Source organism: Oceaniferula spumae (genome assembly GCF_042849255.1).
Classification (GTDB): Bacteria; Verrucomicrobiota; Verrucomicrobiia; order Verrucomicrobiales; family Akkermansiaceae; genus Oceaniferula; species Oceaniferula spumae.
The window spans coordinates 3,055,937-3,074,145 of the sequence record NZ_AP026866.1; the positions used below are offsets into that span (position 1 = coordinate 3,055,937).

18 protein-coding genes are annotated in these 18,209 nt (G+C 44.3%); all 18 read left to right on the forward strand.

Translation table 11 applies throughout. The features are described 5' to 3' along the window. Positions 1-82: 82 nt before the first annotated feature. Positions 83-1,132, forward strand: a complete 1,050-nt coding sequence (locus ACSPJT_RS12910; protein WP_435892971.1) for an NAD-dependent epimerase/dehydratase family protein — start codon at positions 83-85, stop codon at positions 1,130-1,132. A 16-nt stretch (positions 1,133-1,148) separates the two neighbouring features. Beyond that, entirely contained in the window at positions 1,149-1,523 is a 375-nt protein-coding gene (locus ACSPJT_RS12915) for a four helix bundle protein (protein WP_435892972.1), read from the forward strand. Positions 1,524-1,624: 101 nt separating this feature from the next. Further along, a complete protein-coding gene (locus tag ACSPJT_RS12920; RefSeq protein ID WP_435892973.1) occupies positions 1,625-2,734 on the forward strand; it encodes an NAD-dependent epimerase/dehydratase family protein in 1,110 nt (369 codons plus the stop codon). A 19-nt stretch (positions 2,735-2,753) separates the two neighbouring features. After that, positions 2,754-3,881 (forward strand): dTDP-glucose 4,6-dehydratase, encoded by a 1,128-nt coding sequence (gene rfbB, locus ACSPJT_RS12925; protein WP_435892974.1) that lies wholly within the window; start codon positions 2,754-2,756, stop codon positions 3,879-3,881. Between the two features lie 95 nt (positions 3,882-3,976). Further along, the gene (locus tag ACSPJT_RS12930; RefSeq protein ID WP_435892975.1) at positions 3,977-4,849 is read left to right on the forward strand and encodes an ABC transporter permease; all 873 of its coding nucleotides are present in this window, start codon (positions 3,977-3,979) and stop codon (positions 4,847-4,849) included. Between the two features lie 22 nt (positions 4,850-4,871). Further along, a complete protein-coding gene (locus ACSPJT_RS12935) occupies positions 4,872-6,188 on the forward strand; it encodes an ABC transporter ATP-binding protein (RefSeq protein ID WP_435892976.1) in 1,317 nt (438 codons plus the stop codon). Between the two features lie 97 nt (positions 6,189-6,285). Beyond that, on the forward strand, positions 6,286-7,194 hold the full coding sequence (locus ACSPJT_RS12940) for a polysaccharide pyruvyl transferase family protein (RefSeq protein WP_435892977.1): 909 nt from the start codon (positions 6,286-6,288) through the stop codon (positions 7,192-7,194). A gap of 394 nt (positions 7,195-7,588) precedes the next feature. Beyond that, positions 7,589-8,338 carry a TylF/MycF/NovP-related O-methyltransferase gene (locus tag ACSPJT_RS12945; RefSeq protein ID WP_435892978.1) on the forward strand — a complete coding sequence of 250 codons (750 nt, stop codon included), beginning with the start codon at positions 7,589-7,591 and terminating at the stop codon, positions 8,336-8,338. Between the two features lie 135 nt (positions 8,339-8,473). After that, the gene (locus tag ACSPJT_RS12950; RefSeq protein ID WP_435892979.1) at positions 8,474-9,451 is read left to right on the forward strand and encodes a glycosyltransferase; all 978 of its coding nucleotides are present in this window, start codon (positions 8,474-8,476) and stop codon (positions 9,449-9,451) included. A gap of 42 nt (positions 9,452-9,493) precedes the next feature. Continuing rightward, a complete protein-coding gene (locus ACSPJT_RS12955) occupies positions 9,494-10,390 on the forward strand; it encodes a glycosyltransferase family 2 protein (protein ID WP_435892980.1) in 897 nt (298 codons plus the stop codon). Positions 10,391-10,395: 5 nt separating this feature from the next. Next, positions 10,396-11,532 carry an acyltransferase family protein gene (locus ACSPJT_RS12960; protein ID WP_435892981.1) on the forward strand — a complete coding sequence of 379 codons (1,137 nt, stop codon included), beginning with the start codon at positions 10,396-10,398 and terminating at the stop codon, positions 11,530-11,532. Between the two features lie 45 nt (positions 11,533-11,577). Next, positions 11,578-12,225 (forward strand): HAD family hydrolase, encoded by a 648-nt coding sequence (locus tag ACSPJT_RS12965; RefSeq protein ID WP_435892982.1) that lies wholly within the window; start codon positions 11,578-11,580, stop codon positions 12,223-12,225. Positions 12,226-12,241: 16 nt separating this feature from the next. After that, positions 12,242-13,117 carry a 3-deoxy-8-phosphooctulonate synthase gene (gene kdsA, locus ACSPJT_RS12970; protein WP_435892983.1) on the forward strand — a complete coding sequence of 292 codons (876 nt, stop codon included), beginning with the start codon at positions 12,242-12,244 and terminating at the stop codon, positions 13,115-13,117. Next, positions 13,114-13,521 (forward strand): CBS domain-containing protein, encoded by a 408-nt coding sequence (locus ACSPJT_RS12975; RefSeq protein WP_435892984.1) that lies wholly within the window; start codon positions 13,114-13,116, stop codon positions 13,519-13,521. Before kdsA ends, ACSPJT_RS12975 begins: the two co-directional genes overlap by 4 nt. 101 nt (positions 13,522-13,622) lie before the next feature. Further along, positions 13,623-14,372 carry a 3-deoxy-manno-octulosonate cytidylyltransferase gene (locus tag ACSPJT_RS12980; protein WP_435892985.1) on the forward strand — a complete coding sequence of 250 codons (750 nt, stop codon included), beginning with the start codon at positions 13,623-13,625 and terminating at the stop codon, positions 14,370-14,372. Between the two features lie 1,168 nt (positions 14,373-15,540). Then, positions 15,541-16,713, forward strand: a complete 1,173-nt coding sequence (locus ACSPJT_RS12985) for a glycosyltransferase (protein ID WP_435892986.1) — start codon at positions 15,541-15,543, stop codon at positions 16,711-16,713. A gap of 72 nt (positions 16,714-16,785) precedes the next feature. Continuing rightward, complete coding sequence (locus ACSPJT_RS12990) at positions 16,786-17,925, forward strand: hypothetical protein (protein WP_435892987.1); 1,140 nt, start codon at positions 16,786-16,788, stop codon at positions 17,923-17,925. A 121-nt stretch (positions 17,926-18,046) separates the two neighbouring features. After that, entirely contained in the window at positions 18,047-18,178 is a 132-nt protein-coding gene (locus ACSPJT_RS12995) for a transposase (RefSeq protein WP_435896202.1), read from the forward strand. Positions 18,179-18,209 lie beyond the last annotated feature (31 nt).

An 18,209-nucleotide genomic window follows, 5' to 3' on the forward strand; every position in this document is an offset into this window, starting at 1 on the left:
CTTTTCTTGGAAACTCGAAAACCGACCTAGGGCGGAGGCTTGCTCTCCGATTACTCCCTAGAAATTGCAGCAATAGAGATTAATGAAATTACTAGTCACAGGATCCTCGGGTTTAATCGGTTCGGAGGTATGTATCCATTTTGCAGGCCTGGGATGGGAAATCCACGGTGTTGATAACAATCAACGAGCGGTATTTTTTGGACCTCAAGGCGATACCCGATGGAATCAGTCCAGACTGAGCGATCAGTTAGGTTCGAGTTTCAGCCATCACGAAGTAGATATCCGCGACCGTGAGAGAGTCTTGAACTTACTAAAGGAAGTAAAGCCGGATGCCGTGGTGCACACTGCGGCCCAGCCATCCCATGATCGCGCAGCTGCGATTCCTTTTGATGACTTCGATACCAATGCCGTAGGAACTTTGAATCTACTGGAAGCGAATCGCCAAGTGAATGCCGATGTTCCGTTTGTCCACATGTCGACAAACAAGGTCTACGGTGATCGGCCCAATACCATCGCACTAAAAGAACTTGAAACCCGTTGGGACTATGATGACCCAGCGTATGCTGATGGAATCACGGAAAATTTTCCGATCGACCAGTCGAAACATTCGCTTTTTGGTGCATCAAAGGTGGCAGCGGACATCATGGTGCAAGAGTATGGCAGATACTTCGGCATGCCCACCTGCTGTCTTCGCGGTGGCTGCCTGACAGGTCCGAATCATTCCGGTGTAGAGCTACACGGATTCCTTTCTTACCTTGTAAAATGCAACCTGGAAGGGCGCGAATATAAAGTGTTCGGTTACAAAGGAAAGCAAGTTCGAGATAACATCCATTCTCATGATGTAGCCTGTTTTATCGAAGAGTTCCTCAAGGCTCCCAGGGTGGCAGAAGTATACAACATCGGTGGCGGTCGTGATAACTCATGCTCAATCTGGGAAGCTTTTAAAATTGCTGAAAAATTCTCAGGCAATGAACAAGTCTATCAATATGTCGACGACAATAGAGTCGGAGATCATATCTGTTATATCTCGAACTTGGATAAAATGAGAGCCCATTATCCGAACTGGGATATCACGATTTCCCTAGAGGAAACCATTCGTCAGATTGTAGAGGCTACAAATCTCCGTTCTTAGTTCTTAGTTCTTTGCCATGAAAATCCAACAGTTTGAGGAGATCGAGGCATGGAAGTTGGGGTGCGAGCTTACTCAATTGGTTTATGAGGTCACTGGAACGGAGTCGTTTCGAAGAGATTATGGACTTACAGATCAAATTCGAAGAGCTTCCGGTTCGATTATGCACAATATCGCAGAGGGGTTCGATGGGGGGAGCAACAAAGAATTCATTCGGTTCCTGAGATATTCTCAGCGTTCTTGTTCAGAGGTGCAGAGCGAGCTGTATGTGGCTCTAGATCAGCAGTACATCACTTCAGCAACCTTTCAGGAAATTTACGACTTGGCGTCCCAGGCCCATTCCAAAATCGGCGGCTTTATAGCCTGCCTGATAAAATCGGAAAGAATCCGATAACCAAAGAACCAAGAACATCCCAACTAAGAACTAAGAACTAAGAACTAGGAACTAAGAAATAAGAACTCCAAACTAGAACAACGGCATAGCCGTTCGAAATCGTGAAAATTCTCATTACAGGCGTATGTGGCTTTGTTGGTTCAGAGTTGGCGCATGCCCTACTGGATCATTGCCCTGATTTGAAAATTTGTGGTATTGATAACCTGTCACGAAACGGATCATGGCTGAACAGGGAGAATTTGACTGCAAGAGGAGTAATAGTCATTCATGGCGACATTAGAAATGCTGGTGACTTGGAAGCCATTGGCCCCTTTGATTGGGTGATTGATGCTGCAGCAAATCCTAGTGTGCTTGCCGGTGTCGACGGCAAGTCGAGCTCAAGACAGTTGGTTGAGAATAATCTAGGTGGGACGATTAATCTATTAGAAGCCTGTAAATCGTGGGCAGCTGGCTTTATTTTGTTGTCGACTAGCCGCGTATATTCCATTCCTGCACTCGCGGCCCTTGATGTTGAAGTTCACGACCGAGCCTACCGCCCCGTCTTAAGCAAAGACGAATCCTCCTCACTTAAACCAACAGCCATCAGCGGACATGGTATCACCGAAGAGTTTTCCACGGCTCCACCGGTATCGCTCTACGGCAGTACCAAACTAACTTCCGAGGCATTGGCGGTCGAGTATGGCATGACATTTGATTTCCCCGTCTGGATCAATCGCTGTGGAGTCATGGCAGGTGCAAGGCAATTCGGTAAACCCGATCAAGGGATTTTTGCCTTTTGGCTTCATTCGTGGAGAGAAGGGAGACCGCTGAAATACATCGGCTTTGATGGTTTAGGGCATCAAGTGCGCGACTGTCTGCACCCTCGAGATTTAGCTTCATTAATCGTCCCTCAGATGGCCACTGGAACAGACTCCACCAAACCATCCATTGTGAATCTTTCCGGAGGGCTGAAATCATCCATGTCACTGAGGCAGTTGTCAGATTGGTGTAAAGACCGCTTCCCAAATTCCTCGACCGCCGCCACTCTTCCGCCAGCGTCCGACGCAATAACTCCGGAAGTTAGGCCGTTTGACCTACCATGGGTAGTGCTGGACCACACGATGGCGAGCAACACATGGAATTGGCAACCCCAAACACCAGTGGAAACCATCCTCGAAGAAATTGCTGAATTTGCCGATCGGCACGAGGATTGGATCACTACCTCGGCGTAATCAATCATTCAAAAGCACCGTGAAGATATTGATAACAGGTGGTGCTGGTTTCATAGGATCGAATCTCATTCACCAGATTCTCGCGCAAACAGATTACCAAGTGGTTAATCTGGATAAGCTAACCTATGCTGGAAATGTAGAATCGCTAAAATCGGTAGCGGAAGATCCAAGATACACTTTCGAGCAGATTGACCTCTGCAAGGCACCAGCCGTCGCTGAAGCCCTTGAAAAATACAAGCCTGACGCGATTATTCATCTGGCAGCTGAAAGCCATGTTGACCGCTCGATTGATGGCCCTAGCGAATTTATCCAAACCAATATCATAGGGACCTTTAACCTCCTCCAAGCCGCTCTGGCTTACTGGCAGAAACTTCCGGATGAACCAGTTCAAGTTGATAGTTCAAGTTCTAGAACTCAAAACTCGAACTCGAACTATACCCCCCCAACAAAGTCGGGGTTCCGCTTCCTCCATGTTTCCACCGATGAAGTCTACGGATCTTTAGACCTCAATTCTCCTGGGTTTTCGGAAAATACGCCCTATGATCCCCACTCCCCATATAGTGCCAGCAAGGCATCGTCTGATCATCTCGTTCGTGCTTGGTATCATACCTACGGTTTGCCGGTGCTGATCACTAACTGCTCAAACAATTATGGCCCCTACCAATTTCCCGAGAAACTTATTCCGGTGGTGATTCTAAAGTGTCTCAATATGGAGCCCATTCCAGTCTATGGCAAAGGCGAGAACATTCGCGATTGGCTCCATGTCTCTGACAATTGCTCCGCTTTACTACGCGTGCTGCAGAGTGGCGAGCCAGGCCGAACCTACAATGTTGGCGGCAACAACGAAATGCGCAATATCGATCTCGTCCGTTTAATTTGCTCCATGTTGGACGAAGTCTCACCCATCAACTCGGACTCATCACTAGAACTACCAACTGACAAAGAAATCAAATCCTATCAGGACTTGATTTCTTTTGTCACAGACCGCCCAGGACACGACATGCGCTATGGCATCGATACTTCTCGGATTAGTGACGATTTAGGATGGCAGCCAGCCGTGGGTGCCGAATCGGGATTTCGTAAAACCGTTCAATGGTATTTGGATAACAAAGCCTGGTGGCAGAGAATTCTTGACGGTAGCTACTAATCGAACCGATAGGATGAATCCACTTAAAAGTTGATCTTTGTCATTAAGCTGAAGCGATTAAATTAGTATTTTAACTGCCAACTTAACTTTTCATAATGCCTCTTTCTCAAGCTAATAAACAAGATTCACCTGTAACTGTTTATACTCCAGATTCCTCATTAAGTGATCCGAGGCGTTTATTACGGGAAATGATCGCTGAACTACGGAATTCTCGCGAACTGGCCAGTGCGCTATTCCATCGCGATCTGAAGGCTCAGTTCCGCCAAAGTATTCTAGGATATGCCTGGTTATTTTTTCCCCCCATTGCCACTACCCTTATTTGGTTTTTTCTCAATAGTTCAGGAGTCGTTAAAGTGGCTGATACAGGTATGCCTTATCCGGCATTTGTCATGATAGGCACCCTGCTCTGGCAGGCTTTCCTGGATAGTCTCACCAAACCCATAACGAGTCTCACCAAGGCCAAAGTAATGCTGGTAAAACTGAACTTTCCTCGAATTGCACCGGTGCTTGCAGGGATAGGAGAGACAACGCTGACATCAGCAATCCGCTTAGTATTGCTGGTCCCCATATTCATATTCACTGGTATAGATGCTTCTTGGACAATTCTATTCTTCCCCTTTGTCTACTTGGCGATCATATTATTAGGTACTGCCATCGGTAGCTTACTGACACCTATTGGTTTATTATACACTGATATCGCTCGTGCTATCAGCTTGCTCGGTCAGCTGGCGATGTATGCCACTCCAGTAGTTTATCCGATTGCTAAATCAGGGATGCTTAGTTTAGTGAACCGGATCAACCCTGTTACCTATCTACTTGAAACTGGAAGGGCAACTTTGGTGGGTGGACCCTTTGATGTGGTAATGATGAGCCTAGTGATCAGTGCGATTGCATTCATTGTTCTCCTAATTGGCTGGGTAATTTTTCATATAACAGTACCGCGCATTATTGAGCGCATGGGAATGTAGCCTAATTACTAAACACAACTATATGTCTTCTAAAATTGCTGAGCATCGATCTGATAATGCAGATTCAGAGGTTCTTGTTAGCGTTGAGAATGTAGGTAAGGTTTTTTGCCGAAATTTCAAAAAATCACTACTCTATGGGCTTAAGGATTCAGTTAATGATCTATTTGGATGGAGAAAAGACGACGATATTACGCAAAGGTCACTTAGAGAGGGGGAATTTTGGGCGAACAAAGGTATCAACTTTCAGCTACGCCGTGGAGAATGTCTTGGCCTAATTGGAAGAAATGGCGCTGGGAAAACTACATTGTTGAAGATGCTCAATGGCCTAGTGAAACCTGATTCAGGAAAAATAACTTTGAATGGTCGCGTAGGTGCAATGATTGCTCTAGGAGCCGGCTTCAACCCAGTTTTAACTGGGAAAGAAAATATATATGTTAATGGATCGGTACTAGGATTAAGCAAAGAATCCATAGATGCTAAAATAGATGAAATTATTGATTTTGCCGAGATTCATGATTTTATTGACTCACCAGTTCAAAACTATTCTTCTGGTATGCAAGTCCGACTTGGTTTTGCTGTCGCAGTTATCCTGATTAAACCTGATATTCTATTTCTAGATGAGGTATTAGCAGTTGGTGATCGAACATTTCGTGTTAAGTGTCTTAGGGCGATCAAAAACATGTCGAAAAATGCTGGGACGATATTCGTATCACACGACATGTATCAGATATCGAGTATATGCAATCGTGTTTTACTGTTAAAAGATGGAGCTATGGAATGCATATCCAATGATGTCGGAAGAGTTTTAAATGACTATAGTCTTTCCGGGGAGCAAACCAGCAATGGAAGGATTAAGGGTAATAATGATATTCATGTAATTCAAATTAATAATGAACCGTTCAATGAGAAAACTATTTCAAAATTCCATGCGGGAGATCATGTCGAATTTAAAATTGCCGTTCCATTAGATTTACTCAATGAGGAGAATCTAGTTAGATTTCAGGTTTTGGATACCTCTATGAATGCGGTGGTTCAATTTCGTGATCCTAGAGAAAACAGTGAGGGGCAAACACATATAAAATATTCGAATGCAGATAGCCAGGATTTAGAGGAGGCTTCACATGCAGACCTACATGCTAGGATTGAGAATCTTAAGCTTGCCGATGGTGTGTACTCCATTGAATTGCGAATAGTGGATCGATCGGGCATGAATCTTATATACCTATCGCCTTCACTTTTCCTGTTTGAAGTATCTGGATACGGTAGTTCATGGTGTAAATCAATCGAAGATATCAATATAAATAAAAATAATGATGTAAATCATACTATTAAGAAATGATATTATTTGGAATTATGAAAAGATCTATAAATATCGTGAAAGACTAAAATAAAGTTAAGAAGATAATGCCATGATCGAAAATTAAACTATAGCGGAAATGAATAAGTCATACATCAGCTGGCTCGAAGAAAACGCAAATGGAAATATTTATTTAAAGCCGTATTGGGGGAATTCCGGAGACGAACTAATATTTTTAGGTACTAAAGAGATCCTTGCTAAACTAGGAATAGGAGCTGTGACTAATCCTTCTATAGCCGACATGATTATATCTCCTGGAGGTAACCCAAGCATGTGGCCATGTCATCAGGAAGAATGGCGGAATGCTTGGCGAAGATATCCTGATAAAAAGCATATTATAGGCCCTTCGACCTTCATGGGAAACGAAAGTCATTGGATTGATGCATTACAGTCACCCGAATGCAGAACTGTAGCAGTATTTGCACGGGACAAGGAAAGCTATAGAAATTTAAAAGAAAAAATAGGTTCTACTGGCGTTTACATAGGTGTTGGAGACGATCCTGCCCTATCTTTAAAAGGGAGCAATATTGTTAACGAAACTATTGCCGGGGTTAAAAACACCGAATACGATTTGTACTGTTTCAGGGGTGACCTTGAGAAGGCAAAGAACGATGGATGTGACATCAATAGCCGAATGGAAGTCTCTAATTCCTATCTTTCGAGATGTTTGCGTAAGATAGCTCGTCGAGCACAGCGTGTAAAAAAACGAGAAGCAAGTGAGTCGACTCATGAATCGAGCAATGAACTTCAGAATCAAAAGTTTCCTGTGCTTAGAGTCGACGTATCCATGATGAGTTTTGATCTTTTTCGGGAAACAATAGCACATGCCAGAGAAGTTCACACAGATAGACTTCACTGCATGATATTTGCATGTCTTACCGGAAAAAAAGTTTACGCTTACCCCACGGCGTATTCTAAATTAGAGGCAGTTTATAGAAACTCCATGGAGGGAATTTGGAAAGTGGATTTTGTTAATCAGGTACAGTAGTGTTGTTGATAGCTTAGGGTCAGGTCGGTTAACAACAGAAACACGATTCATGAAGAAAATCTTCTTGATAGAAAGTAGCTAAATATGAGGTTTAAATGATGTTTAATAAACATCAGCATACTATCATAAAGTATTTAAAAATACGAAGAATTGTTAGTTTTCCTCCTCAAAATCTTCTCAGTATATATAAATATACTTTCTGAATGCAGTGATAGTCCCTTTGTTGCACATGGTAAATATAATATATTATTTCTATCTATAGAACAATATCATTTAGCCAGAAGAAGATCGAGAGGTATACGTGAGACGTGCGTGTTTGCATCGAAAAATCGAATTTAATAGATGTGATTTGCGTATCAAATAACTAAGAAACGAAAATATTAACACAACAATAATGATAAAAAAATTAAGAACCATGTTAAAATCGTTCGCGGACGGCAAGATGAAAGTGACAACTCTCAAGCAACTGAATAAAGCGGATCGTGAATTAGTTCAGAGAATCAAAGATAATCGACTAACTTACCTGAGTGACAAGAAACTATGTCAGATCGTAAACATGGTGAAAACTATAGAGGCGTCTAGTATACCTGGCGTCATTATTGAAGCTGGCTGTGCACTGGGTGGGTCTGCGATACTGATTGCGAAAACTAAGAGCGTAAGAAGATCATTACGTGTTTATGATGTATTCGGTATGATCCCTCCTCCAACGGTTAATGATACGCCCGATGTCCATGAGCGATATGACATAATCTCGGAAGGTAAATCTTCAGGGCTAGGTGGTGATAAATATTATGGCTATGAAGAAAACCTTTACGCGAAAGTTGTGTCGAACTTTGAATCATTTGCCGTGATGCCTGATAAAGATGAAGTCGAACTGATTAAAGGTCTAGTTCAAGATACACTTTATATCAATGGTTCGGTAGCTCTAGCGCATATAGACGTTGATTGGTATGATCCAGTTATGATCTGCCTACAGCGAATATATCCAAAGCTATCCGTTGGAGGGGCAATTATATTAGATGATTATCATGATTGGGGGGGGTGTAGAAAGGCTACAGACGAGTTCCTGCAACAAGTTGTTGGAACATACGATTTAGACGATACGTCTGGATCAATGACAATTATTAAGAAGACGGCTGATTGAGTAATATGAACTATCTCCACAATATGATAGATCATAGATAACGAGATAAGTTGTAATCAAGTATCCTTAGCGCGTTTGACATTGGTAAGAAGCAGGGAGGCACGTCTGTAAAATATCAATACACAGCCATTGTTCGTGAAAATTTCCGTAATAATCTGCACGCATAACCCAAGGGTAGACTATCTTCGTAGAACCCTTGAAGCATTAGAAAAACAAACCTACTCAAAGAACAATTGGGAATTTATACTTATAGATAACGCTTCAGAGAAACCGTTGGCCAGCCATTGGGATCTGTCTTGGCACCCTAACTCACGTCATGTCCATGAGGCCGAACTGGGGCTTACAAATGCACGAATACGTGGCATTTCTGAGTCAAAAGGTGACTTGCTGCTGTTCGTGGACGATGATAATATACTCCATCGTGACTACCTGCAACGCTGTGTAGATATCGCAAACTCAAAGCCATCTCTGGGCTGTTTTGGCGCGGGAAAATTAGTGCCGGAATATGAGGTTAAACCGGAAAAAGAACTTCTACCATATACTGGATTTTTAGCCTTGAGGTCCGTAGATAAGGCATATTGGTCGAATGATTCTGCCGATTTATGGACTCCTTGGGGGGCGGGCTTGGTAGTGACTCGTAAAGTCGCCGAAGCTCAATATGCTAAACTTAAAGAGAGTAAAATGAGTAGGATGCTAGGCCGAAAAGGTGATGTGTTAACTTCAGGCGAAGACGATGAGTTTTCGTGGACTGCCTGTGAGATGGGTTTAGGAAAGGGAATATTTCCAGAACTAGAAGTAATTCATTTGATTGGTGCGCGCCGGATAGAGCGTGATTATCTATTGAGACTCGCGAAGGGGTCCAGATACTCTAGGGTCATATTGTTATCTATCCATGGTCAAGAACTACCAAATTATGTGCCTCCACCCTCTGGGTGGCGAATATGGAAATATTTACTAACTTTAAAACGCTCGAAATTTATAGAAGAGGGTAGCCGTTGGTGGAATCTTCGTAATATGCCACCAACAGATCGTGAATTTATATTGGCTCGATCGGAGGGAGTAAAGGAAGCATTACTTCTACTTGGCAAACACAATGTAGAGCGGGAATTGTAAAGGCTGTTGATCAATAGTGAAAAAATTTAGACAAGTAATAGTATGAAGGAACTAGAATTAGTGAGCGTCATTATTCCTTGTTATAAAATGGGGGCTTATTTAGCTGATGCGTTAGAGTCAATCGCCAAGCAGACCTATGAGTATTGGGAAGTGATTGTTGTCGATGACTGTGGTCCCGAAGACGGCACTCATGATGCAGCGGCGGCATTTGCGGCACAGTATTCAGATCACCGAATCGAATATCTGCGGTTGGCAGAGAACAAGGGCGTGAGTGGCGCGAGAAATGCCGGGGCTGCTGAGGCGAAGGGTGAGTTCTTGGCCTTCCTCGACCCTGATGATTTATGGCGTGATCATCACATTGAGAGCCATCTGTCCGAGCACAGTACCGCAGATACTGCTGTTGTTACTACAAGCCGCGCGGAGTACTTCTTCGGTCATGATTCGAGTGTTGTCAGTGGAGAGTGGGGCTACTCAGATTGGGAAAAGTCAATTTTTCCACAGGTGCTAGCATTAAGAAATGTGATCGTACCCTCAACAGTGATTCTTCCTGCGGAACAGTTTCGGCAAGTTGGAGGTTTTGACGAAGACCGCTCAATGCAGCACACAGAAGACTGGGATCTCTGGATCAGACTTGTGGGGCTCGGGATAGAGTTTCGATTTCTTCAGCAATTTACGGTGCTTTACAGAAGGCATGAGGGAGGGGCGACCGCTGACCGCCTTGCCATGCGTGATCGAGTGGAGTCCTTTGCAAATAAGAACCATGTAAAATTATTTTCAGATCTCGGAATTTCCGTTTGGCAACTTTCAACTCGGGTGGACGCGCTTGAAGCTCGATTGAACTGTCTCCAAAGAAACCCCTTGATCAGGTTGATGTCTTATTTCCAGAAAATCATTGGGAGTGGCAAAAACCCCACCTCCAGTTCGCCCCCGAGGGTCTAGAGACAGTGCCGTCAAAAAAACTTACACGCATTGATCTAGAACCCGCCAGAGGTTTGTCAGTGGTATTTGTATTTGGTTTCCACCTATTAGGTGTGGCCATAGGCATGCAAAACCTTCCTTGGGACGGATTAACCAGAAATCTACATTTCGACCTGGGGTGGAGTTTGCTGCCGTTTACTCCATTCACACTTGGGTGGCATGGTGTGGCCGTCTTTTTTGCAATTTCGGGATACTGCATTCAATTGTCATGGTTGCAAGGTAATCGAAGCTGGATAAGCTTCGGAAAACGTCGCTTTTACAGACTGTTTCCCACCTATCTTGTATGGCTGCTGATTTTCACTTTATTAGCATGGCTCTTGCCAAACATCTTCACATTCAAGAGTGATATAACCCAATTTGTAACTCATGCCTTATTAATTCATAATTGGTCAGGGTGGACGCTGTGGGGTATCAATCCCTCGTTCTGGTCGATTGCAGTTGAGATTCAGTTATATGCTTTGTTGCCCGCGTTGGTGTGGATGGCGCATCGATTCAGCTGGGGTAAGGCGCTTGCTGTGACAGCAGTGATAGAAGTGCTCCTGAGATTTCCATGGCAGTGGATTGTTGGTGTTGATGCAGGAACATATTTGCCTGAGGTAAATGTCTTGGGTGTGACTTTGGCATACTGGTTTTCTTGGAGCATGGGTGCCTGGGTTGCCTCAAGACAGTATGCTGGTGCACCGCAGCCACTGGCTAAGCTGCCTTTGCTTTTGGCCGTTTTATCCGTGTTAGTGTGTTGGTACATTAAACCTCTGAGCGGATATTCCTTTATGGCAGCATCATTTGCTACCTGCGTGTGGATTACTAAAAAACTGAACAACGCCGAGAAGACGGCGGAGCAACCCTCACTTGGCACCAAACGCTCCCAGAATCCTCTATATGGAGTGCTTAGTGTGATAGGGGTATGCAGCTATAGTTTGTATTTATTACATCAGCCCTTGATGGTGGCATTTAATACACTGTTCATCAGAGATCTCGGTATCCATACCGCTGTAAAGATGTTAATTCATATGGGCGTGTTGTTACCGGTTCTGAGCTTGATAGCGTATTGTTCATATCAGGTAATCGAAAAGCCAACCGCGATGTGGGGAAGGAAGCCATAGTTCGCTGCTTTCTGGTGCTCTTCCTTTATATTTATCACCTAACCCATGCACATCTTACTAGATCTAGACGGAACCCTAACTGATCCCAAAGTGGGTATTTTGACCTCACTGCAGCATGCATTGAAAGAGTTGGGGGAGCCCGTGCCTCATATAGACGAACTAGATTGGTGTATCGGTCCTCCTCTGAAGGATGCACTATTAACCATGTTCGGCGAGAAGCAGCCTGAGAAGGTGAATGAAGGAGTGCGCCATTTCCGCGAGCGCTTTGGTGATGTCGGGCTCTTTGAAAACGAGGTTTACCCGGAAATTCCAGAAATACTGACTGCCATGCGAAAGGATGGCCACGTATTGCATATTGCTACGTCTAAACCAGAGGTCTTTGCTCAACGCATTCTTGATCACTTTAAACTGACATCGCATTTTACATCCATCAACGGTAGTGAGTTAGATGGTACCCGTGGAGACAAAGGTGAACTAATTGCACATATTCTTGCCACCCAATCAATCGCTAGTGATGATGCTGTCATGATCGGAGATCGTAAACATGACATCATCGGAGCCGGTAAAAATGCAGTCACTGGTATCGGAGTCCTATGGGGATACGGTAGCCAGGAGGAACTTGAAATAGCTGGCGCTAAGATGTGTGCTGATTCACCTAGAAATCTGCTGCAATGTCTGCAGGTGATTTGCTAATTAACAAAACCATTTTATGAAGACAAAAACCATCACGGTGGGTGACAGCAATGTCCAAGCTGTAAAGATCGGCGGTGATAATCCGCTGGCATTTATCGGCGGGCCATGCGCCATTGAAAGTCGGGACCACTGCCTCAAAATGGCTGTAGCCACCAAAAAAATCTGTGACGAGCTCGATGTTCCTCTGATTTTCAAGGCCTGCTACGATAAGGACTGCCGCTCGTCGCCAACGTCCTTCCACGGGGTGGGCATCGATGAGGGGCTTGCTATTCTGGATGAAATCAGAAGTGAATGTGGGGTACCCGTTACCTCTGATTTCTCCGTTCCCGAATGGGCAGTTCCCACGGCTGAAGTGGTCGATTTTCTACAAGTTCCAGCGTATTTATGTCGCCAGACGAGTATTCTCAGAGCTGCCGCAGCTGGAGGGAAACCAGTGCATTTGAAGAAGGGGCAGTTTATGAGCCCGTGGAACATGAAAAACTCTGTGCGAAAGTTGGCGTCATTCGGTTGTGATGATGTCTTACTGACAGACCGGGGAACGTTTTTGGGTTATAATATGCTCATCAATGATTACCGTTGCTTTCCAATCATGCGTGGCACAGGTGTCCCTGTCTGCTATGATGGCACCCATTCCATTCAAATGCCTACATCAATGGGTGATGTCTCCGGGGGACAGCGTGAATTTATCCCGTTCCTGGTGAGAGCCGCAGCGGCTTGTGGCATCGATGCCCTATTTCTGGAAGTGCATGACGATCCACCAAACGCTCTATCGGACGCCAACACCGTGCTCGACATCAAGCACCTCAAACGTGTGCTCATCGAGGCGAAACTGATGCACGAAACCCGCCTTGGACTCGTAGAAAAATACGGAGAGGAGGAGAAAATCTCATGAATAAGAAGATATTGAATCAAGATGTGATGCTCGACCTGAGTATGTTTCCGGTAGTGAGCCCGGAGATGTATGTCAAAAAGGTTTTGGAGGTGATGACCAAGCATGCTTTTGGTATCGCATGCATCGTGGATAATGACGGGAAGCTCGTCGGAATTTTCACTGACGGCGACATGCGCCGACTGACCCTGCACCAGCAAAAGCCATGGTCTGCCTTATTTGTCGACGACATCCTAGTCCATGCCAATACCAGTCCGAAAACGTTATCTCCGAATGATGAACTCGTCGATGCGGTTCGGTTTATGGAGGATAAGCACATTTGGGATATCCCAGTCGTGGATGATGACGGCAAGCTGGTAGGCCTCCTTCACCTGCATCAGGCGATCAAACATCTGCTTGGCATTTGATCTTTTGGTTGGCTCGGATTTGACGGCTTCAATATAAGTTGAAAGTCGACGATGTATGATCTGTTCCTGGTCAACCGAAATTTTTTGATCTGTATTTAAAAATGAATAACAAAGCACTAATAGTTATCCCGGCACGTTATCCATCCACTCGCCTACCAGGTAAACCCCTGGTAGATATTGGTGGTATACCGATGATTGTCAGGACCGCTACGCAAAGTCGCAAATCTAAGCTGGCGGCAGAAGTAGTAATTGCTGTGGATGACGTTCGGATCCAAGAGGTTGTAGAAGCCGCAGGTTTCCGCTGCGTGATCAGTGACATACCTTTCAACACGGGAACGGAGCGGGTGGCGTGGGCTGCGAATCTACCGGAATTTGAGGATTACGATATTATTATCAACGTTCAAGGTGACGAACCTTTGGTAGATCCGGACAACATCGATAAATGCATTGCTGCATTTTCAGAATTCCCCGAAGCTTCTGGTGTGATTGTCTACACCGCAGACGCTGACGCTTCGCATGCGGGGCACGCTACTGTTCAAGCTATGGTAGATAACAATTCCCGCGTGCTATATCTATCTCGTGCCTTCATTCCAGCTACCAAAACTGGTGGCCGGATAGACGGCTATCCATACCGCTATGTACACGGATTTTACGGCTACCGTAAAGCAGCTCTGTCTGCGTATGACGGTCGTCAAACAGATGGCTGGAAACATGAGGATATCGACCAGCTTCTGGCACTTGAGTCAGGCTACCCTCTATACGCTATTAGCGTGCCTTGGGTCGAGCCATCTGTGAATACCCCGGAGGACCTTGAGTTAGTACGGGCTATTGTTGCTGATAAGATAATTTGATCAAGGTGGGGTTTGGCTTGATTTCATAATTCAAGTAATGCATTTTAACACAATTCTGATTAGAGCGATGCATTACCATTATAGGAAAAAATAGCATGCCAACTCTGGAAAACATGGACAAGGAGCGGCACCTTTTCTTAGTCCACAGTTTCGCAACTTACCGCTGTTCCTTAGGTGTTATAGAGCACCAAAATCTTGAATTGGAATCTTGCATCATAGTAACAGATCGAGGTTTCACATGCTCGGACCTACCCAAAGGAATATCGACTGGCACCATCAGCTCTTTGGGTAGTCCGAACATAAACTCGGTGAAGAGAGTTCTTAAGCAGAGACTAGGCTTAAGTCGACGGGATCGCGAAATTAACGAATTGCTAGGATGGCATAAATTCCATTGTTATATACCTCATACGTATTATGATTTTGCACATCTTATCGTTTCTCACCCGAAATGCACAGGATTTTCATACATTGAGGAAGGTTTAACGTCGTATTATAAGCCTGGTGAAATAGATAAAGCTTACGAACCTTGGAGTTTCGAAAGTCGTGTGAGGTTACTCAGAGCAATATTCTACGGTAGCCGGTTAGTAAACCAGGTATTCTTTTATTCAAATAATTATAAAGCAGTTTACGGGTTCTGTGAGAGCAGTTTCCCAGATTGGCAGAATAAAGTGGTACTCGGGGTCGATAAACTCTTCCCTCGAAAAAGTGCACAGAAACTACCACATCACCCAGTCTTAGTTTTTGATGCGCTAGTCGAGCTAGGGCGGACATCCGCAGATTCACTATGTGCTGCACTTAAACAATTTCTATATGACTGCAAAGTAAACGGCGTGTCAGAGTTATCCTTTAAGCTACACCCTAGTCAGACAAAAGAGCAAAGTATCTCTTATGTGAGGAGTATATTGCTACCGTGCTCATTCATCAAGGTTCAGGAAATGCCTCAATTCGTGTGCTTAGAGGACATATTTTGCGATTATGCTTTAACTGTTTTTATTTTCAATAGCGCTTCAGGGGTCTATGCAGCATTGTCTGGTAATAATGTTTATTCACTTAATTCTTACATTGAAAAAGAAGATCGTGAATATTCCGAAACTCTAGGTCGCCTTCCAAGAGTATATAATCACTTGGTTAAGCCCTATAAGTCGAGCATACAGTATAGTGGGAACTCATGAAACGTCCTAAGCTACTCCTTGTTAGTATTGTGCCGCCTCGAAACGATTGTGGTGTTCGTATTGTGATGTATCGGCATCTCATTGAACGAAATGATTTTGATCTACACGTAGCGAGCAATGCGGACTTCGCGAACGACTTGTTAGTTGATACGAAACTTGAGTTGCCATACCCGTTACAACGTCTGCGCAAATCCCGATTTGGACATGTGTTCGGAAAATGGTTATCAGATTATGAAAATTTCATTTGGCCGATGACTGTAAGCAGAAGCCTTCAAAATACTATTAATAAATATAAGCCAGACGTGATTCTAACACTTGCAGAAACGGGTCTATGTCATATGGCTGCACGAGCTGCCAAACGTAACGGTATCCCACTGGCGGGGCTCTTCCTAGATTGGTTTCCTATAATGGCACCCCACTTCGGTCACAGCGTGTTTCAGCCAGTTCTTAGCCGCCGTTACCGGAAGCTATATCGGCAGTGCGACCTTGCACTCTGTACTAGTGATGGCATGCAGGAAATCCTTGGCGAACATCCAAATACCCACGTTGTTTATCCAATACCCGGTATACACCAGACGCCGTCTCAAATATACCCTCCCAAGAACAACAAATTTCGAGTCGTTTATGTAGGGTCAGCACAAAGCTTCTACGGGAGAATGCTTAGAAGTTTGTTAAATCTTATCAGAGAGCATAGTGATCTAGAGTTGATTATAGTAGGACCGACGGGCGATTGGCCAGTTCCAGAAATTGAGCTGGCTAGAAATGAAGGTGTTTGTCTTGGTTTTTTGCCTCCGGAAAAGGCTGCAGAGGTAATTAAAGGGGCAGACGCGTTACTGGTGGTTATGAGTTTTGAACGAGAGCATGAGCGTTTTATGAGAACAAGCTTCACCACGAAATTTCTGGACTACGCAGCTTTCGAGAAGCCGATTGTTTTATGGGGCCCTAGTTACTGCACTCCTTCTATAGTAGCAATCAGAGAAAACGCCGCTATGGTTGTAAATCGTCCAGAATCAAGTCACGTAATTGATGCTTTAGATTTACTGAGAACCAAGCCTTCAGAGAGCGCAAGGCTATCCGAGGCGGCCGAAAAGTTGAAGGCGGGGATTTTTAACCCAGTCCGCCTCCAAAGGATTGTGGTCAAAGAAATTAGAGCTCTGGCGAGTGGTTAACTCACAGCAAGTATTCGGTATAGACCAAAAGCGAAGTTAATATTTGAAAACAACTAGCCTGTATCAGCAAACGTGAAAATATTTGTTATCTCTTCGGTTGTTCCCAATGCTTCTGGCTATGGTGGAGAATTGATCTTGGACAGGTATTTAAATCAAGACGAAGAGTTGGAAACCAAGGTCTTCAGGTGGAATAAATTTCCCCTACGCCTAAAGTTAATTGGCAAATTACGGCAGTTAGGATTTCTGAAGATCAGCGCTGGAATAGAATGCATATGGCCAGTTTGTCCCTCTGCTAGGACAATTGACCATGAAATAAACGATTTCAAGCCAGAACTGATTGTAACAGTAGCACACGGTTGGCTACATCTAGCAGCTGTTAAAGCGTCGAAACGGAATCATATTCCGATTGTTACCTTTTTTCAAGATTGGTGGGCAGACTTCGACGATGTCCCTGGTTTCTTCCGGGGTCGTGTTGATCAGATACTGCGCAATACTTGTTCCCAATCTACGGCTGTAATTGGTGTTAGTAAGGGAATGATCCGTGAGCTTGATAGTCCAAGTCATGCTCAACTGATCCATGATCTGCCTACGACGTTACCGCTAAGTCGTTCGAACTCGGAGGGAAAGGAAAAAGATAAACCATTAAAAATAGTTTATTTTGGTAATTTGTCAGAGTATGGGCCAATGGTGGAAGCGGCTTTGAATCACCTCGAGGGGAATGATGATATTGAGCTTCATGTATTTGGACCCAAACCACACTGGAAACGTGGGGCCGAAGATCACTTTCGGAAAGCAGGACGTTTTCACGGATCTTTATCGCCCGACAAATTGATGAACCGGGTTCCTGAATTTGACGCTATTCTGGTGACGATGAGTTTTGAACCGTCCTTGAAAAGGCGTATGATGACAAGTTTTCCATCGAAACTTATAGAGGGCGTTCAGCACGGTTTGCCTCTAATAGTATGGGGGCCTGACTATTGCTCAGGTATCGAATGGGCTAAGTCGGATAGCCGTGCCTTGTGCGTGACGGACTCTAAAGCTGCGGCATTATATGATGAAATCATGAAATATAAGAATGCTCGTGGCCGGATTGATCTTGATTTGTTTCATGAAAGTAGTCGATTTGCGGCTGAAAATGAATTTGATCCTAAAACTATACGCCATGATTTCAGAGATATTCTAGAAACGGTAACATGTAAATCTCTCTCTTAGAAAGTATCCGATAATCATAAGAGTAAAGAGCAGAAAAAACTAGGCAGCTCAGAGAGTACGCTTCCCTATTGACGCGACACTTTAAAAGTAGAGTTATATGGCAATAAAAACTTAATAGAACATCAGGAAATCGAAGTGCACAGAGAGTTGGATCATAACGATTCTGAAGAAGGTCGAGAACGGGATGAAGGTTTACGATGTATTTCGGAAACACGGCATGAGTCCGGCGAACTACTACAAATGGAAACGCTAATATGGATTCATGGATGCTTCAGAGCTGAAGG